Raw genomic sequence first — 23,647 nt, 5'->3', positions numbered from 1 at the left:
GATTTTTCTGTCAATCTATAGTTGGTTTAACATATGGCATAAGAGCCATGGATGTTTTGTATCTTACTCCAATTTTTGATAGTCGGAATTATCGTTAGGTCAATATTCACGCCAAACCCTTAATGTAACGCCTTTATTCATTTTACATTTTTTACCCATTCATCTTTCACTAACAAATGTGTCATTATTGTGTATCCCTTGAAGAAAAACACCTTACCCGTCTACAACCGCCCTCATAAGGTAATAAAATCCCTTTCCATAACCGATTCATTCGGGTACAATAGGGCGATGTGTGTGTCCGGACCCGGCGGATACGAACGATATAGTTTAGAGGATGGCTTATACAAGCCCATGATCCTGATATGATATTATTGGAGGCTTATCAACACCATGCAAACTGATTCACGGACACAAGTTAAAATCATCAACGCCGATCCCAGCGCAATGGGGTTATTTGGGTTGGCTATCGTTACACTTGTCGCTTCTTCCCAGAAGCTCGGCATCACCGAAGGACTTAGCTACGCTATTCCTTGGGCGATCTTCCTTGGTGCATTCGCCCAGTTGTTCGCCTGCATTCAAGACTCCAAACGCAACAATACTTTTGGTACCACTGCTTTTGGCGCATATGCCTTCTTCTGGTTTGCTATGGGAGCAAACTGGATGATCAAAATGGGCGTATTCGGCTCAACGCTGGCGGAACAGACAGACGGTAAACAGCTCGGATTTGCCTTTGCCGGATATCTCGTGTTCACCCTGTTCATGACCCTGGGTGCCGTAGAAGCCAATAAAGTACTGCTTATTATCTTTATCCTGATTGACTTCTTATTCCTTGGTCTGACCTTTGATGCTTTCGGCGTAGCTCCTCACATCTTCCACACGATCGCAGCTTATGCAGAACTTGCGATTGGAATCGTGTCATTGTATGGCACAGGTGCTTCTGTACTGAACGCTCACTTCGGACGGGAGTTCTTGCCAGTCGGAGGCCCATCGGGCATTTTCAAACCTAAGGCTTAACATACAAGCGAGCCACACATGCAAACTATCCGCACCTACGAAGAAGAAGCCTCCAAGCAATGTGCTTGAAGGCCTCTGACTTGAGCATATCAGGTTCGTAGTGGTGCACAATATATACACTAACCGCCCGCGCGCCGGTCCGCGCCTGGCGGTTTTTTTTGACCCAAACTCTACATTTGTATATCAAAATAACCGAAACCTATACTAAGTCGTGTCTGAAAACTCGCTGAAGTGCATCTTTCACCCCCTTTTCGCCCCCTGCTGCGTCACTTTCCCTTGACGTGCCCCGGCACGCCTGCGGAAAACTTCCTAGCTTGGAACGAAAATTCGGTAAAATCTGCGTCCTTCGGAGTTTTCAGACACTCCTAGAAGTGCGACCACTACAAAAGTCCGCCCTCTTCAAGAGAAGGACAAATAGAGATAAGTGGAGGATGTACCAGGCAAGCTTACAGACAAGCACCGCCCATACTGTCAGGAGGAAATGACATGAGAGAGATCCCTAAACCTACAGAGCTAGATCAAGTGGAGAGAAAATACGTGCGCGAGACTCGCTGTTACAAGACAGCAAGGGTATTTCCGACCGACGTTAACAATCATAATACGTTATTTGGTGGCAAGCTGATGTCCTACATTGATGATATTGCATCCATCGCAGCCTCCAAGCTGTGCCGGGTCAACACCGTGACCGCTTCAACCGACTCTGTCGACTTCTTGTATCCCATCAACCCAACGGATTCCGTGACACTGGAGTCATTCGCTTCTTGGACAGGACGCAGTTCCATGGAGATTTTTGTGAAGGTAATTCGTGAGGATCTGAAGACGGGTGAGAAAAAAATCGCGGCAACTGCTTTCTTAACCTTTGTTGCCTTGGACGAAAATAACCGCAAACTCATTGTTCCACGCCTTATTCCTGAGACGGAAGAAGAGCTGAAACTGTATGAGACCGCTCCGGCGCGGGCGGCCATGCGGAAGCAGCGGCGGGAAGAGAGCAAAAAATTCGCTGACTTCCTGACCGTTAGTTATCCTTGGGATTAATATAAATTAGAGATTATCCAGACGATGCCGGGTAAGCAGACACGGCTCTGCTATCCGGCAGTTCCCCACCCATTGAGACGCACCATTCTTGATATAGACGATATGCCGCTCCACTTTCCAGCACACTCTGGCATGTGTAGATGCCTTCTTCGACGGAGCCAACTCGCTCAGCAGCATATAGACGAAATCCTGCATTTAACAGAACCTGGTTCACAAAGGCTGTATGCCCTGAACCACTTAGTACTTCTTCCGCCACTTCCAACTGCTTCGCAGCCGTCCATACCAAATCAGGCACAGGAATATCCAGCTCATAGGCGGCAGGGTCGATCAGTTCAAGCTTCATTTCCCCAGCTTCCACCGCATATACCCGCGTAGGTCGATCAATGTACAGATCCTCAGAGCCTTCCATGCCCTGCACAACATAAGCTCGGCGATAATTGTATTTGGTAAGCAGCTTCGCGATCCGATCTAGAAATGTGTTATGGAACACACCGAAGATAAGATAGGGCGATTGATTAAAATCAATCAACTTCTCTGCTGTATTGAACACCGTGCGGAAGCCAAGTTCTTCCCGAAGTGGACGAAGCTGCTTCAGCGGAATACACCAGTCTTCTGAGGAAACAAACATTACATTAGTACGTGAGGCTGCACGCTTGGCATCTTCCCGATCCATGGTAGACGTATGAATTCCCACTTCTCTTAGCAGCACTGGCAGTGTTACTCCCCACTTAGGAGGCAAAGGCTCGCTCCCATGCAACGTTACAGGGACACCCGCAGCAGCTAATACAAAAGCAACCGGAAACGTCGCCATAAACGACTTCGTTCGTCCATCATAAGGCCCTGCACAATCAAGCCCATTATCGAAAAGAGACATTCTGTCCGCACTGTTGCGGCATGCATGAATGAAAGCTTCGAGTTCCTCGACATTCTCCATCTTCATTCGTTCAGCCATCAGAAAAGCTCCCGCCTGGGCTGGTGATACCTCCTGCTTCAAAATCTTCTCCGCAACAGCCAACGCCTCCGCATAGTTTAAATCACGTGAACCCCGTTTCCCCCGTCCGACTTCCCTGAGAATTTCAGACATATCCATGATGTTCCCTCCTTCCAATTAAGACTGGAGTAACTGATGCGCCTTCACAATCGCTGTAGCGACATCAACCATCCGTTTGCGTTCATCCATAGCCTTCTTCCGTAACAGATCATACGCTTCCGATTCAGAGATCTGCTTCAAATCACAGAGGATAGCCTTAGCCATATCGATCCACTTCCGATCCTCTAACCTGGATTGTAGCTGTTTGCGTTCCTGCTCCCATTGTTTCCGTTCCATATATCGCCTGGCTGCAAAATGCAGCGTCCAATGAATCTCCGACCCAGCCATAGATGGAGTAAGTATTCCGTCAAAAGAAGTTTCTACCTCGCATGATTCTACCGAAGATGCCGCCGTATCTGGTGCACACCACCAGAGCAATGGCGCATCTGACCTTCCCTTTCCCAGGCAGTGAACCCAGTGCTCTACATCGGCCAGAGATAGATGAAGAATGGAGGCCTCAGCCTTGCTGATCAACTTCAGCGCTTCGGTCTCACTGTCTGTCACCTGCACATGATATCCGTTCGCTGTAAGTAACTGCTCCGGTGTAAGAGGGATTGTTGCATCGGACGAGGCAGCTATCGTTGGTTGTACACGGATGACCAGTAAAGATCGCATGATGGATCAATCCCTCCCTATTACATCTATAACAAATCCATTAGAATCAATGCCTGAATGATTGCTTCTTCGGATTCGTGTTACATTACCTTACAATTCGGTCATATTACCGATCCTAATTAGACGATACTTCTGTTCGTTCATTTCAACTTCCATTACACACATGTAAACATAATTAACTTTAAATTTCAAACACTTTTTTATGTTAACTATATTGACACGAGAAGAAGGATCTTTTATAGTTATGCCATAACAACTCCATATTTGAATCGATCACAGTTACAACGGCGTAGCTGGTTGAAACGGCAATGAAGCCTGTTTTGCAATCTCGGAGCAAGGGATGCGTGTGTACTTACGCAATCCACCGAGGCATGACAGGCTTTTTATATTTTTCTGGACATGATTTCTGGACATGATTGTTTGTAGGCATTTTGCAGAATGGATCTAAGGGGGCTAATCATAATGAGTTCAACAAAAAAACTGGTGTTGGTCGGAAATGGTATGGCAGGTTTGCGCACAATCGAACATATTCTTAAGCTTGCTCCGCACGCATATGAAATTACGATCTTTGGCGCAGAGCCGCACCCGAACTACAATCGGATCATGCTATCCTCTGTGCTGGCTGGCGGAACGAGCATCGAAGATATCGTTATTAATGACTGGAACTGGTACGAGGAGAACAACATTCGTGTATACCCTGGTGATCCGGTCGTTCAGATTGATGCTGAACGCAAAGAGGTCGTATCGGAGTCCGGTGTTCGCGCCTCGTATGATGAGCTTATTATGGCAACTGGCTCTTCGGCCTTCATCCTCCCCCTCCCAGGGGCTAATAAAGAAGGCGTCATTGGCTTCCGTGATATTAAGGATTGCGAAACCATGATGGCTGCATCGCAAAAATACCGCAAAGCGGCTGTCATCGGAGGCGGATTGCTCGGCTTGGAAGCAGCTCGCGGTCTACTTAACCTTGGTATGGATGTTACTGTTATTCACATCAATGGTCACTTGATGGATCGTAACCTGGATCTACCTGCAGGCTTGATGCTTCAACGGGAGTTGGAGGAGCAGGGTATGAAGTTCCTTTTGAACAAACACACCGAGGAAATCACAGGCAAGAACCGGGTAAAGTCCCTTCGGTTCACGGATCAAACGGTACTAGAGACTGATCTGGTTGTTATGGCTGTAGGCATTCGTCCTCAGATCGAATTAGCTCGTCAAGCTGGGCTGGACGTTAATCGCGGTGTAATCGTAGACGACTATATGAATACCAACATTCCAGGAATCTCTGCTGTAGGTGAATGTGCAGAGCACCGCGGAATCGCTTATGGCTTGGTAGCCCCATTATATGAACAAGGTATGGTGCTGGCTAAACGTCTGGCAGGTGCGGCAACTGAGGGTTATGAAGGCTCCGTTACTTCAACTAAGCTAAAGGTGTCTGGCGTGGATGTATTCTCCGCAGGACAATTTAAAGACTCCCCTGACACGCGCAGCATTCGCATTCAAGATGACGTGGATGGTGTCTACAAAAAGATGGTCATCCGCGACGGAAAGCTTATTGGTGCGGTGCTGTTCGGGGATACCTCCGATGGAGCCTCGCTCTTCTCTCTCATTAAAAGCGGCGAAGACATTAGCGGCCGTGAAAAAGAAATTTTGCTCGGAGTACCCTCTGGCGGTTCAGGCGCTGGTCCATCTGTAGCTGAACGCATGGCAAGCATGCCTGATGATGAAATTGTCTGTGGCTGTAATGGTGTTACCAAAGCTACCATCGGAGATGCTGTTTTGAACAAAGGCTGCAATACCCTTGGCGCAATTAAATCATGTACAAAAGCTTCCGCCTCTTGCGGTGGATGTAAACCAATCATTGAATCTCTGCTCACACATTATGCAGGTGATAATGTAGGCGAACAGGTCAAAGAAGGCATCTGTGGCTGTACGTCCTATGATCGAGATGAACTGGTTGCACAGATCAAGGAAATGGGATTGAAAAGCGTTAAAGAAGTCATGAACGTCCTCGGTTGGAACGAACCTGAAGGCTGCTCCAAATGTCGTCCTTCCCTGAACTATTATCTCGGTATGATCTGGCATACAGAGTATGAAGACGAGCGCGTATCCAAATTCACCAACGAGCGTTATCATGCCAATATTCAGAAGGATGGTACGTATTCCGTTATCCCACGGATCTACGGCGGAGTAACTTCTCCGGCAGAGCTGATCAAAATCGCTACCATTGCTGAGAAATATGATGTACCGATGGTGAAATTCACAGGCGGACAACGACTGGATCTACTTGGTGTACAGAAGGAAAATCTGCCGAAGATCTGGGAAGAGCTTGATATGCCGTCCGGATTCGGTTATGGCAAGGCACTCCGTACGGTCAAAACTTGCGTAGGTAATACCTTCTGCCGCTTCGGCACCCAAGACTCCATTGAAATGGGAATTCGACTCGAGAAAAAACTCGACAAGATGGTGGCTCCAGCCAAAGTAAAACTTGCTGTATCCGGATGCCCACGGAACTGTGCTGAAGCAACCATTAAGGATCTCGGTGTTGTTGCTATCGATGGTGCATGGGAACTGCATGTTGGCGGTAATGGAGGCGTCAAAGTCCGCGCTGCCGAGCTTCTCTGCACAGTGAAAACCGATGCTGAAGTCGAAGAATGGACATACGCTTACCTGCAATATTATAGAGAGAATGCACGTTGGAACGAGAGAACAGCGGCTTGGATTGAACGCGTAGGACTGGATCATGTGAAGACAGCACTGGAAGATCGTGAAGTCCGTCTGGCACTGGTTGAGCGACTTGAAGCAACACTTGGTCGCACCGTTGATCCTTGGAAAGAAATCATTGAAGATGAGAACTTACGTAAAAACTTCACACCCCTGGCGAGCGCTCAAAATGCAGCCCACTAGAATAGGAGGAACAGCGATGAATCGATTGCACATTGGACACCTGGCAGATATTGAAGAAAAGGGTGCACGTACGTTTATGGTAGAGGATACGGAGATCGCGGTCTTCAAGCTCAGCGACGGTAGCCTGCATGCGGTAGAAAATCGCTGCCCTCATAAGGGCGGCAAGTTGTCCGAAGGTATGGTATGTGGGACGTCTGTTCATTGTCCGCTCCATGACTGGAAGATTGATCTTCGTAACGGCAAAGTACATGAACCGGATGACGGTTGTCTCAATACGTACAAAACGGAGATTGACGGAGCTAGTGGTGAAATTTATATAACTATCGCAGGTTAGATCGTCACGATTTGCGGTGGCCTGACAGCAAGGAGGAGTGCACTATGGATTTTGTTAAACCCGCAGAAGTACTGCAATCAATGGTGGAAGCAGGTGAGAATAAAGCCAGGATGAATCGGATTCAAATGCTGATTCGTGGTTTCTTGGCTGGAGCTATCCTCGCCTTTGCAACAACACTTGCTTATACTGCTGTATCTCAAACTTCCGTTGGTTTGGCAGGTGCACTGATTTTCCCAGCGGGATTCGTCATTATCATTCTTCTGGGACTGGAACTTGTGACAGGCAATTTCGCCATGATTCCATTGGCGTTGCTGAAACGACGAGTCACATGGATGAGCATGATGCGCAATTATTGCTGGGTTATTGTCGGTCATCTCTTAGGATGTTTATTCTACGCTGCTCTATACGGGCTGACTCTTACTAAAATGGGTACAGATCTGAGCAGTCCACTCATTCAAACGTTGATTCAGACAAGTGAGGCTAAAACATTAGGGTATCAACATTTAGGCGCAGCAGGTATCGGTCTCGTTGTAATCAAAGCGATATTATGTAACTGGATGGTAACCCTCGGCGCAGTGATGGCTATGACCTCTATGTCCACCATAGGCAAAATTGTTGCGATGTGGCTGCCTATCACGATATTTTTCGCGCAAGGATTCGAGCATGCCGTGGTGAATATGTTCGTCATTCCGGCTGGTATGATGCTCGGCGCTAATGTAAGCATCGCAGATTGGTGGTTATGGAATCAGATTCCCGTATTAATCGGAAACCTCATTGGCGGAGCCATTTTCACAGGCTTAGGTTTGTACGCAGCCCATACGTGGGGAACTTCCTCCCACTCTCCTTCCAAACTGGCAACGATTCAGGGCAGACGTTCAGGCTTAACAGGCACAGATTCAGCACCGAAGGTGGGGACACGATCATGAGCACATCATTTGTTAGTATTATTGGCGCCGGCCCTGGTGATCCTGAACTAATTACGGTAAAAGCCTTGAAACGAATCCAAACGGCGGATGTCATTTTATATGATCGTCTTGTGAATGACCAACTGCTTGCTGAGGCTCGCGAAGATGCACTGCGCATTTATTGTGGCAAAGCTCCTGGACTGCATTCGATGAGCCAAGAGATGATTGGACGTATGCTTATCACCCATGCAGCGGAAGGGAAACGGGTTGTTCGCCTCAAAGGCGGTGATCCGTTCATCTTCGGACGCGGCGGTGAAGAGGCACTTGCGCTGGCACAGGCTGGCATTGCCTTTGAAATCATTCCGGGCATTACCTCTGCTGTCGGCACATCCGCATCCACCATGATTCCACTAACTCACCGCGGACTGGCTTCTTCCTTCGCCTGTGTAACTGGGACAGGCAGTGATGGTAACGTATCCTCAGTGCGCTGGGATCTGTTAGCTCACAGCGTGGATACCCTGGTCATTTACATGGGAATCAGCCAGTTAGCTGATATTCAACGGGAACTATTGCATCATGGCAAACACAGCTCCACACCAGCCGCCCTTGTAGAACGAGGCACGACTTCGCAAGAGCGAATCATTACGGGCACACTCGCCGAACTGCAATCACTCGCAGTCTCGGAAGATGTGAGTAATCCAGCTTTAATTATTATTGGAGAGGCTGTACGCGTGCGCGAACAATTGCTGCAACTGCAACGCGCCGCTGACGCTTCTATGACTGGATAGCCATCCTCTCTTTCTTTTCTTAATCTAACAGCATACGCTCGTGAATCGTCCGACCCTTCTGCCCTGGTTCAATCAGCAGACGGGTCGGTTTGATGTTGATTAGTGCCGTTAACTGCTCACCCATATAATGCGCAGAATATTTAAATCCAATCTCCGCCCAGTGCATAATGACACCAACCGTCGCCGATACGAGGTAACTAAGCATAATGTCGTAATTAATGACGTGCTCGCTATCCTCGGTGACAAGAACAAAATCCTCCGTTAAATAGGTACGAAACATATTACATAACCTGGAGCTCATGTCACTGTGCATCGTAATTAAGGCACGGAAGATGTCCTGATGTGCTTCTATATAATTAAAAACCGGCATCGTAGATGGCAGCAATGCGGTCATATCCACTTCTTTTAAATGTGTATACGGTTCTGCATATGCTTGTCCCACACCCTGCATGAAATCTTCCAAAATGAATTGCAGTAGCTCTGGCTTGCCTGGAAAATGCAAATAGAACGTACCTCGGTTGTAGTCCGCTCGCTCCGTAATGTCCCGAATCGTTACAGCTTCCGCTCCCTTTTCCAATATTAAAGAAACCGCCGCAGCGATGATAGCATCCTGCGTTCTTCGTGCTCTGCGATCCTGAGGATGTTCAATAATCAACATTCCCGCCTCCTTTGTCCATTATTGTAACCTAAATGAACACCGCTTACATCTGTGTTCGATAGCTGACATTTGCGTTGTCAATGACGATTGTCACATTCTTATGTATATCTTAACATTAAGACAGGAAGTATAGACGACAGGTTGAATCATTTTTTAAGAAATGGTCGCCTGAACAACATTACACCAAAGGAGAGGATTAGATCATGAGTACATCCTACACACATACAGCCGTAATTACAGGTGCAGCCGGAGGAATTGGTAAAGAATTAGCACGCCGCCTTGCTGAACGCAAAATCAACCTGGTGCTGGTCGATCTGAATCAAGAAGCAATCGAACAGACAATTACAGATCTTAATCTAGATCAAGAGCATGTCATTGCGGTAAAAGCCAACGTATCTCAAGAAGAAGACGTTAAAAACTATGTGCAAAAAGCGCTTGATGCCTTTGGAAGAATCGATTACTTCGCCAATAATGCGGGTATTGAAGGACCAACTGGCTCCATTGATGAACTGAGCGTTGAAGCACTCGACCTCGTATATAATGTCAACGTACGTGGTGTATTCCTAGGGTTGCAAAATGTCATTCCTGTGATGAAAAAACAAAAATCCGGAGCGATTCTGAACACATCCTCCCTTGCTGGCTTAATGGGAGCTCCAGGGATGTCTCCATATATTATGTCCAAACATGCGGTAGTAGGTCTTACCCGTACAGCTGCTAATGAACTGGCTTCTTCTAATATCCGAGTTAACGCAGTATTGCCAGGAACAATCAATACACGCATGATGCGTCAGATTGAAGCAAACTCTGGTAATGTGGACGATTATCAATCCGCAACAGTATCCACTATTCCAATGGGTCGCTATGGCGAAGCCGCAGAAGTTGCTGCCGTAATGAACTTCCTTTTGTCCGAAGAAGCTTCTTATGTAACAGGTTCTCTCTACACTGTCGACGGCGGAATGGTTGGGCAATAAACCATAAGGCACATGTAGCATTAACATTATCAATAAAATAGATCAATACGTTGAAAGACCTGCAACGAGAATGCGGTAAAGCATACCTCGAAGCAGGTCTTTCAGCTGTTAATATACGCTAAACTTAATCAATGTACCCTGCGTGGCCCTTGTCCATCAGGTAATCCATTTCAGCATCCAAGATGTTCTCTACTGTTAGTTCATCCAGCTTGACGTCTTTGCGACTCACGATATAATCAGCCAGATCGTCGCCGTCGATATCTACATCACCTTTGGCATTCTCATGTGCCTTATTGATGTAAGCTTGCTCATGCTTCAGAACAAGCGCAATGTTCGCTTGACTTGCTTTTGTTTTATCTGCAATATATTGCATCATTTCTTGTTCGTTAATTGGATTCGTCTCGGTCAATTCAGTCAGCTCCTTGATTCATACATGCTGTTGTTATTGTAGCATAGGTTAACCCGTTACTGGCACATCTTATGCTAGGGCGAATCTCTTTTTCAAGATCATCCATGGCGCCAATGTATACAACGCACGCTCCATTTACGTTAAACGTACGTAGAACGTCGCTCCTTCTCCAACCACGCTTCGGGCATAGATCTCACCCTTATGCTGATCCACAATAGAACGGGCAATGGCAAGTCCCAGACCATGTCCACCATGTTGTCGAGCACGTGAGGAATCTGTCCGATAGAAACGATCGAAGATTCGATCCAGATGTTCAGGGGCAATACCCTCGCCTGTATTAGATACCGCAAGCACCACTTCGTTATTCTGCTTCTTCAACGTGACATTCACTGCACCCTTGGATTTAGCGTATTTAACGGCGTTGTCCAGTAGGATCAGAATGACCTGCTTGATCTGTTCATTGTTGCCATGAACCATAAGCTCAGGCTCTATGCTGTAGTCGAGTGAGATATTTTTCTCAAATATCATTGCTTCCATCGTCAAAATAATCGTCTCAACCGCATCGCTCATATTGAATTTGGCATGAATCATCGTAGATCTGGAATCATCAATCTCGGTCAGATACAGCAGACTACTCGTCAGTTTGGACATCCGCTCTGTCTCCGACTTAATGTAATGTAGCCATTTGGACTGATGTTCAATGGTATCCTCGCTATTGGCAAGCAACACATCGGCATTTGTATTAATGATAGCAAGCGGTGTTTTCAGCTCGTGAGATGCGTCGGCAATGAATTGCTTCTGCTTCTCGAATGCTTCACGAACAGGCTTAATGGAACGATTCGCGAAGTAGCGGCTTAGGAAATAAATAACGATCAGCATGGCTAGCCCTACAACGGCAAACGTATAGATCAGGTTCGTAAGAATGCCCTGTTGTGCCGTTACATCTATGAACACGATCATATATCCATTACTGCTCGAATCAACTACATAGGCCCACTCGGTGCTATCCAGTGCAAATTGCCCGGTCTGACGATTACCCCCGCTCAGCTTATCCTGATCGACCTTTCCCAGGGCCTCTTCATAAAAGGTAGCATCCATGTCGAAGCGAGAATGTGTGTTGGTAATCTTCCAATCACGATCTGTCTGGATCATAAACGATACGGAACGTGCAGGCGGAGAGTTAGGATCTTCTCCCATCGCCCCTCCATTCTCTCCAAGTCCATCCGCTGGCGGTGAACCTATCCCTGACGCACCGGATGTACCCGATGCACCTGACGTACCTGACCCTGATACACCGGAGAACCCATCTTCATTACGCGGCATTTTGGAAGAATTATAAGGACCGTGATAGAAATCAGAGACCTTATACAGCTCCATGTTGGTCTCTCGCTGAACATTCTGATAGGTAATCGTATAGATCGTTGCGAAAGCGACCAGCATCATAATCGAGATGGACACCAGGTTCACGATAAGGAATCGATTTCTGAGTTTCTTGAACATCAGGCCGTCACCTCAAGTACATAACCCACACCCCGAATAGTATTAATGCGGACAGCGGAATTCAGGAAGGTTAATTTTTTGCGTAAAAACGAGATGTACACTTCCACATTGTTATACTCCACTTCCGAATCGAATCCCCACAGCTTCTCAATGATCTGCTCCTTGGAGGTGATCGCCGATTTACGTGTGATCAGTAGCTCCAGCAGTTCGTTTTCCTTGAGATTAAGCTTCATTTCTTTGCCTTGCACCGAAAGCTTCAGCTGCACGGTGTTCAGCTCAATATCTCCGAATTTGAGAGCATCCTCAGGAACAACCTCACCTTTACGTCGCAGTGCTGCCCGAATCCGAGCTAGAAGCTCTTCTGTAGCGAATGGCTTCGCGATATAATCGTCGGCTCCATAGTCGAGCCCGGTGACTTTATCGTCAATCTCTCCCTTAGCAGTCAGTAAAATCACGGGTGTATGGTTACCCTCGCTGCGCAATGTCTTAAGTACCGTAATCCCATCCATCTCCGGCATCATAATGTCGAGCAGCAGTAAATCGTAAATGCCACTGAGTGCATAATCAAGTCCCGATCTTCCGTCATGCACCATATCTACGGAGTAATTATTTTTCTTCAATATCTGTGATACTGCTTCTGCCAAATGAATCTCATCTTCCGCAATTAGTATTCTCATCTGTATTCATCCCTCTATATGGATTGGTTGTGAACATGTTCATCTATTATACCAATGATTATATCTGTGGAACCTTGAATCAATCTTAATTTATGTTTTGGCTCAGCACTATTATAGGAAGGTAAAAAAATGTTAACGCAATGTAAAATCATTTAAGATTCATTCAAGGTTAGCCCTCTAAGATACAGACATGAAGCAAATACGCAACGAAATAAAACATACAAACTCACGAACGAAAGGATTGAACCCACATGGCAATTGAAGTATTCAACCGATATGAGAGCAAGTATTTACTGACGGACGAACAATACGAACACTTCTACAGCGATCTGCTGAAATACATGGAACTGGACGCCTACAACAAAAAACATGAATTCTACTCCATCAGTAACCTTTACTTCGATACACCGCAAGATTCACTGATTCGTGCAAGTCTCTCCAAACCGAAATACAAGGAGAAGCTACGGCTGAGAGCATACGGTGTACCTGAGGAGAATGCCAAAGTGTACTTAGAGATCAAAAAGAAAGTTTTCGGCCTGGTCAACAAACGCAGAACAGCCCTGAAGCTTGATGAAGCATACGAGTTCGTCCGCACTGGACAGGCGCCGGAACTCGCCGATTACATGAACAAGCAGGTCGTTGAAGAGATCAAATACTTCCTACGGCTGTATGATCTTGAACCGAAAGTGTATCTAGCGTATGAACGCAAAGCGTTGTTTGACAAAAACAGCCGTGATCTACGGATTACCTTTGATACCAACATTCGTAGCCGCAGATACGATCTGAAGCTGGAACAGGGAGATTACGGCGAGCCGCTTGTGAAGGACGGTCGATGGCTCATGGAAGTGAAGGCAGAGAAAACCGTTCCGATCTGGCTGTCTCAACTGTTATCCGAACACGGACTCTACCGTACTGGATTCTCCAAATACGGCAACGAATACAGACATCTGGTGAGAACAACGAACCTGAACTACCAGACAGAGCGTGTACTCGTACCAGGTACAGACTTCGAACCTGCAATGGAACAAGAACAATCAATTAGAGAAAGAGAGCGTGTCCTATATGCTTGATTCATTATTTAGCTCCGCATTAGACGATACAACACTAACCTTTAGCAGTTCCGTTATCACCATTGGACTTGCCATTATTCTGGGACTCATCATTAGTCTCACCTACATGAAGACCAATCAGAGCACATACTCACAGAGCTTCACCTTGACCATGGTTGTTCTACCAGTCATTGTCGCCATTATCATCCTGCTCATCGGCAGCAACATTGCCCGAGCGTTCAGCTTGGCTGGTGCCTTCTCTATTATCCGTTTCCGGAGCGCACCTGGTGACCCGAAAGATATCGCATACGTATTGTTCACGATGGCATCGGGTCTAGCGTGCGGTGTTGGTGCTTTTGGATACGCGGTTCTGTTCACGGTAGTCCTGTGTGTACTGATGTTTGTCCTGAGTCGCTTCAACTTCGGTGGCAAGAAGAGCCAACAGAAAACACTGAAAGTAACTATTCCCGAGAACCTAAGCTATGAAGAAGCACTGAACGAAGTGTTCCATACATTCAACGTACCATTTGATCTGAAAAAAATCAGAACGACCGAACTTGGTAGTCTGTATGAGTTGGTATACAGCGTAACCATTCACGAAAGTGTTAGCCAGAAGGAATTCCTCGACGCGATCCGTACACGGAACGGCAACCTGGATATCTCCTTAACGATGAGCCCAACCACCGACTATTAAAGCTCTATTAATTTAAATTTGAAGGGATCGATATAATATGAAGAAAAAAATGATAGCCGGCAGCAAACTGTGGTCTATAGCGATGATTACTGCACTTGTGACAGCATGCAGCGCCCCAGCGGCAACGAATACAACCGCCAATGCAGCAACAACAACAACGACAGGAACCACCAAAACCGTCTCCGTGAGTGAACAAACTTCGGTCAAGTTCGCCGACCTGGTCTCACTCGATGCAGATGATACCAATGTGAGCTGGACCGAAGCGGACTCCACCATCATCAAACTGAACGGAACAACCGCAGCAGTGACTGGATCGGGAGCTAAAGTGGCAAACGGTACGATAACGATCTCAGAAGCCGGTACTTATGTGCTTAGCGGTGAGCTGACAGATGGGCAAATTGTCGTCAACGTTGCCGATAAAGGTGTCGTACACCTCGTATTAAACGGGGCAAAGATTAATGATAACGATAGTGCAGGCATCTACATTCAGAAGGCTGGCAAAGCCGTCATTACACTTGAAAAAGGAACTAAAAACGAAGTTTCGGATGGCAAAACATACGTATACGCCGATGATACGACGGACGAGCCAGATGCAGCGATCTTCAGCAAAGCAGATCTGACATTTAACGGTACAGGCCAATTAACAGTCACAGGTAACTATAATGAGGGTATTACGAGTAAGGATGATCTGAAAATTATCAGCGGCACGATCAATGTTAAGGCTGCCGATGACGGAATTAAAGGTAAAGACATGGTTGCGATTCAGGCAGGAACAATCACTATCGATGCAGAAGGGGATGGCATTAAATCCACTAATGATACGGATACCTCTAAAGGCTTTGTCGCCATTGCAGATGGTACCTTCAACATTGAAAGTGGTAGCGACGGTATTCAGGCTGAGACTGCCCTTGTTACGGATGGCGGCACATACAATATCGTAACTGCTGGTGGAAGTGCAAATGCACCAGCCAAAGTAGAGGAAAGACCGTTTGGCGGCGGTGGCGGTGGATTCGGCGGTGGCACACCTCCAACAGACATGGGTACACCACCTACCGATATGGGTACACCGCCAGATGGCGAGCGTCCTGCCGATATGCCGGATAATGCTGGCGGGAATGCTGCAGCAGGCACCAACAACGTAGCTGCATCCAGCTCTGCCAATACAGCAACGACGGAAACCAATGCCGATGCAGACACAGCCACCACGACAACAGAAGAGGAATCCATCAGCGCCAAAGCACTCAAAGCAGGTACCGATCTCACCGTTAACGGTGGTACGTATACAATTGATTCCATGGATGACTCTCTGCATAGCAACAGTAATGTCACAGTAAATGACGGGACGTTCAGCTTGAAGTCTGGCGATGACGGAATCCATGCAGATCAGGCACTTACCATTAATGGTGGAGATATCACGATTGCGAACAGTTATGAAGGGCTCGAAGGTGCAATCATTACACTGAATGATGGCAATGTGGATGTCACAGCATCCGATGATGGCGTTAATGCAGCTGGTGGTGAAGAGACTACAACTACAGCAACTACTGAAACTAGCCAAAACACGGGTACAACAGGTACGACATCCACTACAGATCAGACTGGCACGAATGCAGCTCAACAAAACGGCGGACCTGGTGGTATGCCGGGTGAATCGTCTGGCAACAACGAATTGCATATTAACGGCGGATCACTCACCGTAAATGCAGGCGGTGACGGGCTGGATGCGAACGGTTCGATCTATATGACAGGTGGTACCGTAATCGTCAATGGTCCAACAGACAATGGCAATGGAGCACTCGACTATGATGGCACATTTGAGATGAGCGGCGGATATCTGGTCGCAGCCGGAAGTTCAGGCATGGCACAAGGTACATCCGATGCGTCCACTCAAAATGCAATTGTCATGACATTCCCTTCCACTCAAAAAGCAGGAACACTCGTTCATGTCGAAGACAGTGAAGGCAACAACATTCTGACATTCGCTCCAGCGAAGGATTACCAATCCGTAGTCGTTAGCTCCCCTGACCTAAAAGCAGACGGATCTTATGTCATCTACTCTGGCGGAACTTCTACAGGCACAGCCGTGGATGGACTGTACACAGATGGCACCTATAGCGGCGGAACTAAAATCGTCGCATTCCAATCCACAAGCAATGTAACTTGGGTCAATGAATCAGGTGTCACTACAGCTCAGTCAGGCATGGGCGGTTTTGGCGGAGGTAATGGTCAAGGTGGATTCGGAGGTGGAAGAGGCCGCGGACAATCCGGCACTACTTCTGACAGCACAAGTACAACCGATTCGGCAAAATAAATAACGAGTTAACTCAAATTTGAATCTATGCAATAACTTAATAAACAACGTATCTGTTCCAAGCTAAACTAAACGTAAGGCTCCGAATCCACTTAAAGAGTGTGTTCGGAGCCTTTGTTCGTTCATATAAATCCTTTTGCATATGATCATCCGTATTTTTCAGAACAGAGTCCCCACCGTTGTATTCCCTTAGAACACATAGACGTACACCTTCGTACGCAATGCATCCGGGCAAGTAATCGTGCGAAGCGGCACCTTGCCTGGCAATGCAAAACAGACACTAATCACTCTTGCACCTGGCGGCAATTCACGTGTGAACTTGTCCAGCAATCGCTCCATCGCCCCAGGAAACAAATAACAGATGACGCAGTCGGCATGTTCATAGGAGCTATTGTAGATATTGCCACGGATGAACCGCAGTCTACCCTTCATGGATTGTTGTCGACCTTTGGCCTCACGGAAGCGTACACTCAGATATGCTATTCCTTGGGAGACCCACAGAGGCAGGAGAGAATTTTCGATACCCGTAAGCCGTTTACCCGGACAATACCGTACCACATCCAAGCCGAGTGTACCCCACCCGGAACCCGCCTCGATGACATCACCATAACCAGGAATGCGATTCACCTCCTGAATGACGACGCGTCTGACCAATCGGGACGTGGGCATCGGGGAGATTCCATTTTTCCAGCTAACGAGCACGATCGACAGGACAGCAATTAAGGTAATCACGGCGAGCAGCCATGGAATGAATGGAATAATGAACATATAACCTCATCCTTTAGGGATTAAAGATGTTGATTAAATAGCGCTATTTCGCGATCCAGCAGGACTACGGAAGCAGCCTCTTTCGTTCAATTTCACGAACCTGTTCACAGCTTCCTTTCCAGCAGGTTCTCTCATTATACTACAGTACTCGTGCATACCCGTTTAATAATATTATTGAAAAATTATCTTGAAAGAGACCCGTACATATTTATCATAACGAAATTATTCTTCATGAAGATGCAGTTCATAGGTTTGTTCGATGTGATGCGTGCCCCAACCCATGTTCTCTTGTTCTAGGGTTTTGACGAACCCTGCTTTTGTATACATAGCGATGGCTGTCTTCTGATCATCCGTTGTTTCCAGAAAGACATCTCGGTATCCTTTTTCCCGGCAGTATGTGATAGCCTCTTGAATGAGCTTCTTCCCAATCCCCATCCCCCGATAATCTGTATGCAAGATAAACCAACGAATTTGGGCTCTCTCCCCCGGATGACCAATAACCGCGATACTACCGACAATTTCATGATCCGATTCTACCAACCAGAACCGATCCTTGTCCGGGCTGTAGGTTTGCAGAAAATCATAAAACGTTTTGCAGACATATGCTTCAAATGTGTGGTTATAGCCGCATTCCTTAGCATAGACCCAGCCGTGTAGTTGAATCAGTGCTCCGACGTCTCCCGGTTTCAGCTCGGTTCGGACATGTATTCTCCGTTCTGTAGGTTCACTAGACAACTCCCTCTCAATGACCGTCATGCTTCTGGCAATGCTTCGTTGGCTCTGATCGGGCAATTCGAGGATCATATTGCGTATCTGTTCATCGGATAACGCGTCCATCCGAGCCAGTGTTTCTTTTCCAAATTCTGAAAGATACAGCAGTGATGATCTTCCATCTTCTTTGGATTGTACACGGTAACTTAACCCCAACTTTTCAAACCGTTTCAACATTCGGCTCAAATACCCCGGATCCAGACGAAGTTGCTCGATGAGCATGCTAGCTGTGCAGTGCTCGGAATGGCCAATCTCATAAAGAACCCGCACTTCCGATAGAGAAAAGTCGCTGTCGAGCAAGTGTTTATCCAGCAGGCCAAGTACCTTTGTGTAGAATCGGTTAAATTGGCGGATGATAGGAATGATCGATGTATATGAATTCATGCAAGCCTCCTAAATGATACCTAGTATATTATTTGACTAAGTCAACTATATACACTGTACTCAATTTAATTGACTTAGTCAAATAAATTGAGTTAGGCTTGAATCCCATATCAACGCTAAGTTGCGCTCCTGAATAAGAAGAGCACACGATAGGCGGTATAGAATAAGTCATTTCAAAAGAGCAGCATGCATCCTTCGTAGCTACAAAAAAAACAGACAAGCATTAGCGCTTATCTGGCCTCATTGATTGCATTTTTCAATTATACTCACTTGCTCTGAGTGCTCGAACTGCACAATAAGGTCACCCTATCATAACTAAAAAGCTTCCTCCGACCCATCAGGATTACGGAGGAAGCCATTTACTTTAATCAGGTACATGAGATTTCATGTACACGCCCTTCTTATACACCGATTTGATCGTAAAATGAATGCCGAGCTTGCGGTTCGTCCGGTAGATCAAGGAGTTAATCTCATCGATCCCCACCGGTTCACTTTCCAATATGCTACGTTCAGGCCATACCTGACTGACAATCTGCTCACGCGTCACAAAATGGTCTAGCTGACTATAAAGTAATTTGAACAGCTGGAATTCCTTCTTGGATAACGGGATCTCCACCTCACCGATCTGTACGGTTTGCATATGATCATGCACTCTAATTCCTTCACCGAGTAAGTCAGAAAGGCGATACTCCCTCGTCTCCTCCAAATCGTTCTCCATCCGAAGCTGGATCAATCCATTCACCAGCGTCAGACTATCCCCTTCTGCAAAAGGATACCTCTCATATGGAACAAGGCGTTGTCCATTCAACTCCGTTCCATTTTTACTATCCAGATCCTCGACCCACAGCTGAAACTGTGCATCATAATGAATACGGCAGTGCCGTTTGGAAATCATCTGATTGTACACGGACAGATCCAGCTCACTGCCTCCTGTGTAACGCCCAACCGTTATGGAGTGCCCTTGCCGTACATAAGCAAATGAACCGTCACTTTCCTGTCCAGGTGTACGAATGACGATTTTTGCCGTCTCCCGCATGTTATTCCCCCACCTTCAAAATTCACTCTCTCTACTCTCTAGGCTTAATTAAATTAAACTAAAAAAATGTACACTTGCCACTCCGATGACAGAATAACCCTCCGATCGCTGTTATCCCCAGATTTTTTTGAATCCCTTTTTCAAAGGGAAAATCCGGAGATAAACGCGACCATTCCGCTTCTTCACGTTATTTCTGTCTTCTCCGTTCCTGTACACTCTTAACCTCAATTTAAACAGCCTAGTCTCTATCTCTACGTTCATCAGTAATAATGATAACTTCATCAGATTTGTTCCATTGTTTGCATTCATGACAATTTATATAGTGTATACATGGCGTCGTTCTATGCTTTTCTCTACTATACCAGACGTTGTGCTTTTTTTCTCATAACGGCCGGACAGATGCTTTAGCTTATCCAACAAGAGAGGTATTTCCCATGAAGAAAAAAACCATTTTAATATACGTGCTACTTGCCTTCGCTCTATCTATCACCTTAACTGTATTGTCTCGCGTAACTGAGGATGGTGGTTCGTCACCAAAAGATACATCCGCCTCCGAAATCTCATGGCTTCGAATGAACAGTCAGCCTTAAAGCGGTAGTACCTTATTATAAACGAGGCTCCTGTACAAAACGTTTCACGAATGTCATCATCTTAGGCAGGGGAGAACTCAGTGGAAGGATAACAGAGAGGTGATTCTGAAATGAAAGGTAACCGCTTGAAACAAATAAAGATATTTTTCATAGTTGCGCTTGTTATTATTCTTCTTGAACAGATCCCTCCAATTCAGCAGCAAACCGCTATTTATGCATCCAAAATATATGTATTGGTCAACTATGGATCAACCTTTACGTATCAAAACATAGAATACAGTCCGCAATTCGGGAACTACGATGTGTTCTATACGGATCAACATAGAGAACAACACTCCTTTACAGTCATCCCCAAATATTTTCCTATATTCGTAAGCTACGATTCTATAAAAAAACAGGCGTTAGCCTTCCCTGAATACAATAGTTAAAATAAAAAAACTTACTTCCACCAAAGCACAGTTTCAGTGGAAGTAAGTGAGATATATTCATTTATTTTGTTGCACGCTGTGAAGCCTTATTTATTTTCTTCCGGATCAGTTGAACCATTACCATTACCATCATCCTCAGCCTTCACTGCACTTTCCCTAGGCTGAACTTCCTCCATCTTGCTCGAAACCTTTTGATACAGATAAGAGATGCCCAAGAGTAAGATACCAAAGCTGAAATAAGCGATAATCTTACTGCCCGCGGTCAGCAAACTAACATCATAGAACACCATCTTGCCTGTAGCCAGCAGGGTTAGACCTAGACCCAGACGGCGAATCATCACATATTTTCTACGGAAACCGTAGGCAATGTAGAGGATGGCAAGAATCAGGTAGATTAGGCTGAAGAGCAGCCCCACATCTCCCCATTGGAACTGCACCGTCATGAAAACGGTGATTACACCTAACAGGTAGACTCCTGCAATGACAGGATACCATTCAATACTTTTGAACTGCCCACGGATAGCTGTAATTAACAGATCTCTTCCTGCGAAGAATACCCCCACATTGAAGATGATCAGTACAATAAGTCCCACAATCTCGGCAGCCGTATGTTGCTGTACATCAGGTTGCAAGGCTGGCAGATTCAACGTTACCGCTAGCGCTATGCAGTAACCCACAGCATGTAGAATGTTCGTGTAATAGCGTACAAATCGACCTTGTAACGGCTTCACTTTGCTCAGTCCATAGGCTAACGCAATCGTCAGCGAGGCAAACAGAATGAATTTGTAGAACAGGTATAACGGGAAGCTATCATCCACAGCTCTGCTATACAGTTCATTCGATTCATACAGAACATAGAACCATAGGTTCACCAGCGTAACGTATTGGAATCCTTGCAGGAAGCCACGCTCTACTGTGTGATAACGCAGCATTCCTGAGGATGACAACGAGCCCCGTTGAACAAATGAATAATACAGCGTAATCGCCAGCGAACCAAGTGTGATACAGGAATATTTCAGCATAAAGTGAGACTGCATTCCCATGATGAACATCACGAGCACATCAATATAGATAAAGGTAACGATGCAGAGCAGCACCACGCCCCATCCGGCACGTTCCACCGCTTTGAATCGCTTCAGATGACCAAGGGTGATGAGGAGAATTCCTTCGATTAACCAACCCAAGGACAACCATTCTGCTCCAAACTGGAACGGTATAATTAGAACCGCAAAGGTTAACGAAGTGATGTAGAACAACAGAATCGTCTGTCTTTCCTGCACCATATGGCGACGGACGAATCGCGCCAGCCCGAAGTAAACCAGACAGAACACTAGAGCCAGCAGCCCTTGTGCATCCTCCCAGCCCTCTGCCCTGAACAGTACATAGAGCATGAGACAGCTGATACTTGTATTCATGGCGAGCAAGGCGAAGTCCCACCAGGTTAGTTTCACTCGATGTTTGAATGGATAAGCCAGCGTGATGCCCAGATACAACGCAAACGTCACAACCGAATACAACATGCCTACGATATTGCTCGGCGATAACCACAGCAGAATGAGCATCGACGGTGTGTTGAACAAGAAGCTGATATAGTGCACAATGGGCCAACGTTTACCGAACGAGATCAGCACGATAATGCCATTTAAGAGCAGCAAATAGATCATCGCCGCATAAACGGCGCGTCCTTCCAGCCCGAAATACCCCATGTATGAAAATAACGGTAAATAACCTCCGACGAGTCCTAGCGTACAGATTGTTTTGGATTGATACCTCAGCGACAGCACAACAGATACCGCTGATACAAGAACAGATAACCCTAGAGCCGTATACAGTCCAATGATATGCAGCAAGAAGTAACTGTAGAAAATGGACCCAAACAAGATGGATATCCCTCCACCTAACAGTCCCATGGCAAATGTCTGCCGCTTACGTCGGAACAACCACTCTCCCCCAGCGAGCATGAGTACACCTAATAGGAAAAAGGCTGCACCTTTCATCTGATCACTGAACCACGTGGAATAGGAGTAGCGGAATGCTGCACCAACACCCAGAATAAGGAGTAAAATGGCGACCTTGTTGATCCAGCTTAATCCAATCCTCATCTCCATTCGGTTTTGGCGGATACGTTGCTTAATCGTCTCCTCACTCAGCTCTTCCGCAGCCATATGATCATATCCTTGATGCATCTGCTGACGTATCGCTTCTTCCCGCTCCCACAGCGTTTGCCGTTGCCGCTCTATCCGCTCTCTTACTTCCGCAGCCAGATATGCAATACGTTCCTTGATCTCATGCTCATCTTCTTGCAGCCCCTCGGCAGCCCGGTTATAGATGGCATTAAGATTCGCTTTGGTACGATGCTCATGAGCCTCCAGCCGATCATGATGTACAGCTGTCTTCCCCCGGAAATACGTCTCCATTTTCTCCTTCGATACACGGATCAGATTCAACTTCTCATCCAGCATCTGTTCAGACAGCGCCATCCGAAGGCGGCCATTCTCTTCTTCCATCTGACGCGCCCGAATCTCCAACTGTTTCAGCTTGAGCTTATACGCCTCAGACTGCTCGCGCAATTGTTCGTTCTGTACAATCAGATCATCGGATTGGTAATCCTGAAGCAGTTCGTTATACTCCTTAACCAACTGCTTCTGTTGCTCTTGCACCTGATGAAGTCGATCCTTGAACTCTTTCATACCTTTCCTCCATTGGTCGATGTTGA

Annotated in this window: 22 protein-coding genes; 12 read left to right on the top strand and 10 right to left on the bottom strand. The window is 46.4% G+C overall.

The genetic code is table 11. The features are described 5' to 3' along the window. The first annotated feature begins 390 nt into the window (after positions 1–390). Together M3636_RS16355 and M3636_RS16350 are read left to right on the top strand one after the other, a co-directional pair. Positions 391–1,014 carry an acetate uptake transporter gene (locus M3636_RS16355; RefSeq protein ID WP_128104049.1) on the top strand — a complete coding sequence of 208 codons (624 nt, stop codon included), beginning with the start codon at positions 391–393 and terminating at the stop codon, positions 1,012–1,014. Between the two features lie 522 nt (positions 1,015–1,536). After that, complete coding sequence (locus M3636_RS16350; protein WP_128104658.1) at positions 1,537–2,049, top strand: acyl-CoA thioesterase; 513 nt, start codon at positions 1,537–1,539, stop codon at positions 2,047–2,049. 13 nt (positions 2,050–2,062) lie between these two features. Here M3636_RS16350 and M3636_RS16345 read toward each other — a convergent pair whose 3' ends face one another. After that, the gene (locus M3636_RS16345; protein WP_251383229.1) at positions 2,063–3,139 is read right to left on the bottom strand and encodes an anthranilate phosphoribosyltransferase; all 1,077 of its coding nucleotides are present in this window, start codon (positions 3,137–3,139) and stop codon (positions 2,063–2,065) included. 18 nt (positions 3,140–3,157) lie between these two features. Next, a complete protein-coding gene (locus M3636_RS16340) occupies positions 3,158–3,754 on the bottom strand; it encodes an ANTAR domain-containing response regulator (protein ID WP_145044800.1) in 597 nt (198 codons plus the stop codon). Between the two features lie 462 nt (positions 3,755–4,216). Here M3636_RS16340 and nirB point away from each other — a divergent pair, with 462 nt between their 5' ends. The 4 genes from nirB to cobA are packed head-to-tail and all read left to right on the top strand — an operon-like array spanning position 4,217 to position 8,685. Further along, on the top strand, positions 4,217–6,658 hold the full coding sequence (nirB, locus tag M3636_RS16335; RefSeq protein ID WP_145409017.1) for a nitrite reductase large subunit NirB: 2,442 nt from the start codon (positions 4,217–4,219) through the stop codon (positions 6,656–6,658). 16 nt (positions 6,659–6,674) lie between these two features. Beyond that, complete coding sequence (nirD, locus tag M3636_RS16330; protein WP_056703377.1) at positions 6,675–6,992, top strand: nitrite reductase small subunit NirD; 318 nt, start codon at positions 6,675–6,677, stop codon at positions 6,990–6,992. A 44-nt stretch (positions 6,993–7,036) separates the two neighbouring features. Beyond that, the gene (locus M3636_RS16325; RefSeq protein WP_145409016.1) at positions 7,037–7,918 is read left to right on the top strand and encodes a formate/nitrite transporter family protein; all 882 of its coding nucleotides are present in this window, start codon (positions 7,037–7,039) and stop codon (positions 7,916–7,918) included. Further along, positions 7,915–8,685 carry a uroporphyrinogen-III C-methyltransferase gene (gene cobA / locus M3636_RS16320; RefSeq protein ID WP_251383228.1) on the top strand — a complete coding sequence of 257 codons (771 nt, stop codon included), beginning with the start codon at positions 7,915–7,917 and terminating at the stop codon, positions 8,683–8,685. Before M3636_RS16325 ends, cobA begins: the two co-directional genes overlap by 4 nt. A 19-nt stretch (positions 8,686–8,704) precedes the next feature. Here cobA and M3636_RS16315 read toward each other — a convergent pair whose 3' ends face one another. After that, entirely contained in the window at positions 8,705–9,343 is a 639-nt protein-coding gene (locus tag M3636_RS16315) for a TetR/AcrR family transcriptional regulator (protein WP_128104054.1), read from the bottom strand. 203 nt (positions 9,344–9,546) lie between these two features. On the opposite strand from M3636_RS16315, the gene M3636_RS16310 reads away from it, so the two are divergent. Then, positions 9,547–10,314: an SDR family NAD(P)-dependent oxidoreductase gene (locus M3636_RS16310; RefSeq protein WP_145409014.1), complete on the top strand. Its 768-nt coding sequence runs from the start codon at positions 9,547–9,549 to the stop codon at positions 10,312–10,314. A 124-nt stretch (positions 10,315–10,438) separates the two neighbouring features. On the opposite strand, the gene M3636_RS16305 is transcribed toward M3636_RS16310, so the two are convergent. The 3 genes from M3636_RS16305 to M3636_RS16295 all read right to left on the bottom strand — a co-directional run bounded on the left by M3636_RS16305 (position 10,439) and on the right by M3636_RS16295 (position 12,900). Further along, complete coding sequence (locus M3636_RS16305; RefSeq protein ID WP_128104660.1) at positions 10,439–10,690, bottom strand: hypothetical protein; 252 nt, start codon at positions 10,688–10,690, stop codon at positions 10,439–10,441. 168 nt (positions 10,691–10,858) lie between these two features. Next, complete coding sequence (locus M3636_RS16300) at positions 10,859–12,223, bottom strand: sensor histidine kinase (RefSeq protein ID WP_251383227.1); 1,365 nt, start codon at positions 12,221–12,223, stop codon at positions 10,859–10,861. Beyond that, positions 12,223–12,900 (bottom strand): response regulator transcription factor, encoded by a 678-nt coding sequence (locus tag M3636_RS16295; RefSeq protein WP_128104057.1) that lies wholly within the window; start codon positions 12,898–12,900, stop codon positions 12,223–12,225. Before M3636_RS16295 ends, M3636_RS16300 begins: the two co-directional genes overlap by 1 nt. Positions 12,901–13,151: 251 nt before the next feature. On the opposite strand from M3636_RS16295, the gene M3636_RS16290 reads away from it, so the two are divergent. Genes M3636_RS16290 through M3636_RS16280 form a run of 3 tightly spaced genes read left to right on the top strand, consistent with a single transcriptional unit; the run spans position 13,152 to position 16,954 of the window. Continuing rightward, positions 13,152–13,970, top strand: coding sequence for a polyphosphate polymerase domain-containing protein (locus M3636_RS16290; RefSeq protein ID WP_145409012.1), 819 nt, complete (start codon positions 13,152–13,154; stop codon positions 13,968–13,970). Next, entirely contained in the window at positions 13,963–14,643 is a 681-nt protein-coding gene (locus tag M3636_RS16285) for a DUF4956 domain-containing protein (protein WP_128104059.1), read from the top strand. Before M3636_RS16290 ends, M3636_RS16285 begins: the two co-directional genes overlap by 8 nt. A gap of 37 nt (positions 14,644–14,680) precedes the next feature. Further along, complete coding sequence (locus tag M3636_RS16280) at positions 14,681–16,954, top strand: carbohydrate-binding domain-containing protein (RefSeq protein ID WP_251383226.1); 2,274 nt, start codon at positions 14,681–14,683, stop codon at positions 16,952–16,954. A 189-nt stretch (positions 16,955–17,143) separates the two neighbouring features. Here the strand turns inward: M3636_RS16280 and M3636_RS16275 are convergent, their stop codons facing one another. The 3 genes from M3636_RS16275 to M3636_RS16265 all read right to left on the bottom strand — a co-directional run bounded on the left by M3636_RS16275 (position 17,144) and on the right by M3636_RS16265 (position 19,913). Beyond that, positions 17,144–17,722, bottom strand: coding sequence for a class I SAM-dependent methyltransferase (locus tag M3636_RS16275; protein WP_251383225.1), 579 nt, complete (start codon positions 17,720–17,722; stop codon positions 17,144–17,146). Between the two features lie 222 nt (positions 17,723–17,944). Beyond that, positions 17,945–18,877 carry a bifunctional helix-turn-helix transcriptional regulator/GNAT family N-acetyltransferase gene (locus M3636_RS16270; RefSeq protein WP_128104062.1) on the bottom strand — a complete coding sequence of 311 codons (933 nt, stop codon included), beginning with the start codon at positions 18,875–18,877 and terminating at the stop codon, positions 17,945–17,947. A 364-nt stretch (positions 18,878–19,241) separates the two neighbouring features. After that, complete coding sequence (locus M3636_RS16265) at positions 19,242–19,913, bottom strand: FHA domain-containing protein (protein WP_251383224.1); 672 nt, start codon at positions 19,911–19,913, stop codon at positions 19,242–19,244. A 434-nt stretch (positions 19,914–20,347) separates the two neighbouring features. On the opposite strand from M3636_RS16265, the gene M3636_RS16260 reads away from it, so the two are divergent. Together M3636_RS16260 and M3636_RS16255 are read left to right on the top strand one after the other, a co-directional pair. Beyond that, a complete protein-coding gene (locus tag M3636_RS16260) occupies positions 20,348–20,503 on the top strand; it encodes a hypothetical protein (RefSeq protein ID WP_186323488.1) in 156 nt (51 codons plus the stop codon). Positions 20,504–20,613: 110 nt separating this feature from the next. Then, positions 20,614–20,931 carry a hypothetical protein gene (locus M3636_RS16255; RefSeq protein WP_251383223.1) on the top strand — a complete coding sequence of 106 codons (318 nt, stop codon included), beginning with the start codon at positions 20,614–20,616 and terminating at the stop codon, positions 20,929–20,931. Between the two features lie 86 nt (positions 20,932–21,017). On the opposite strand, the gene M3636_RS16250 is transcribed toward M3636_RS16255, so the two are convergent. Next, positions 21,018–23,621, bottom strand: a complete 2,604-nt coding sequence (locus M3636_RS16250) for a DUF2339 domain-containing protein (protein ID WP_251383222.1) — start codon at positions 23,619–23,621, stop codon at positions 21,018–21,020. Positions 23,622–23,647: the final 26 nt, after the last annotated feature.

This window comes from Paenibacillus sp. MER 99-2, from assembly GCF_023714095.1.
Taxonomy (GTDB): domain Bacteria; phylum Bacillota; class Bacilli; order Paenibacillales; family Paenibacillaceae; genus Paenibacillus.
This window is presented reverse-complemented; position numbering and strand designations above follow the sequence as displayed.

Coding starts and splice junctions, on each gene's coding strand:
- M3636_RS16290 (WP_145409012.1), top strand. CDS start 13,152: ATGGCAATTGAAGTATTCAACCGATATGAGAGCAAGTATTTACTGACG.
- M3636_RS16355 (WP_128104049.1), top strand. CDS start 391: ATGCAAACTGATTCACGGACACAAGTTAAAATCATCAACGCCGATCCC.
- M3636_RS16265 (WP_251383224.1), bottom strand. CDS start 19,913: ATGCGGGAGACGGCAAAAATCGTCATTCGTACACCTGGACAGGAAAGT.
- M3636_RS16325 (WP_145409016.1), top strand. CDS start 7,037: ATGGATTTTGTTAAACCCGCAGAAGTACTGCAATCAATGGTGGAAGCA.
- cobA (WP_251383228.1), top strand. CDS start 7,915: ATGAGCACATCATTTGTTAGTATTATTGGCGCCGGCCCTGGTGATCCT.
- M3636_RS16255 (WP_251383223.1), top strand. CDS start 20,614: ATGAAAGGTAACCGCTTGAAACAAATAAAGATATTTTTCATAGTTGCG.
- M3636_RS16280 (WP_251383226.1), top strand. CDS start 14,681: ATGAAGAAAAAAATGATAGCCGGCAGCAAACTGTGGTCTATAGCGATG.
- nirB (WP_145409017.1), top strand. CDS start 4,217: ATGAGTTCAACAAAAAAACTGGTGTTGGTCGGAAATGGTATGGCAGGT.
- M3636_RS16275 (WP_251383225.1), bottom strand. CDS start 17,722: ATGTTCATTATTCCATTCATTCCATGGCTGCTCGCCGTGATTACCTTA.
- M3636_RS16340 (WP_145044800.1), bottom strand. CDS start 3,754: ATGCGATCTTTACTGGTCATCCGTGTACAACCAACGATAGCTGCCTCG.
- M3636_RS16260 (WP_186323488.1), top strand. CDS start 20,348: ATGAAGAAAAAAACCATTTTAATATACGTGCTACTTGCCTTCGCTCTA.
- M3636_RS16285 (WP_128104059.1), top strand. CDS start 13,963: ATGCTTGATTCATTATTTAGCTCCGCATTAGACGATACAACACTAACC.
- M3636_RS16310 (WP_145409014.1), top strand. CDS start 9,547: ATGAGTACATCCTACACACATACAGCCGTAATTACAGGTGCAGCCGGA.
- M3636_RS16270 (WP_128104062.1), bottom strand. CDS start 18,877: ATGAATTCATATACATCGATCATTCCTATCATCCGCCAATTTAACCGA.
- M3636_RS16295 (WP_128104057.1), bottom strand. CDS start 12,900: ATGAGAATACTAATTGCGGAAGATGAGATTCATTTGGCAGAAGCAGTA.
- M3636_RS16345 (WP_251383229.1), bottom strand. CDS start 3,139: ATGGATATGTCTGAAATTCTCAGGGAAGTCGGACGGGGGAAACGGGGT.
- M3636_RS16305 (WP_128104660.1), bottom strand. CDS start 10,690: ATGATGCAATATATTGCAGATAAAACAAAAGCAAGTCAAGCGAACATT.
- M3636_RS16315 (WP_128104054.1), bottom strand. CDS start 9,343: ATGTTGATTATTGAACATCCTCAGGATCGCAGAGCACGAAGAACGCAG.
- nirD (WP_056703377.1), top strand. CDS start 6,675: ATGAATCGATTGCACATTGGACACCTGGCAGATATTGAAGAAAAGGGT.
- M3636_RS16250 (WP_251383222.1), bottom strand. CDS start 23,621: ATGAAAGAGTTCAAGGATCGACTTCATCAGGTGCAAGAGCAACAGAAG.
- M3636_RS16300 (WP_251383227.1), bottom strand. CDS start 12,223: ATGTTCAAGAAACTCAGAAATCGATTCCTTATCGTGAACCTGGTGTCC.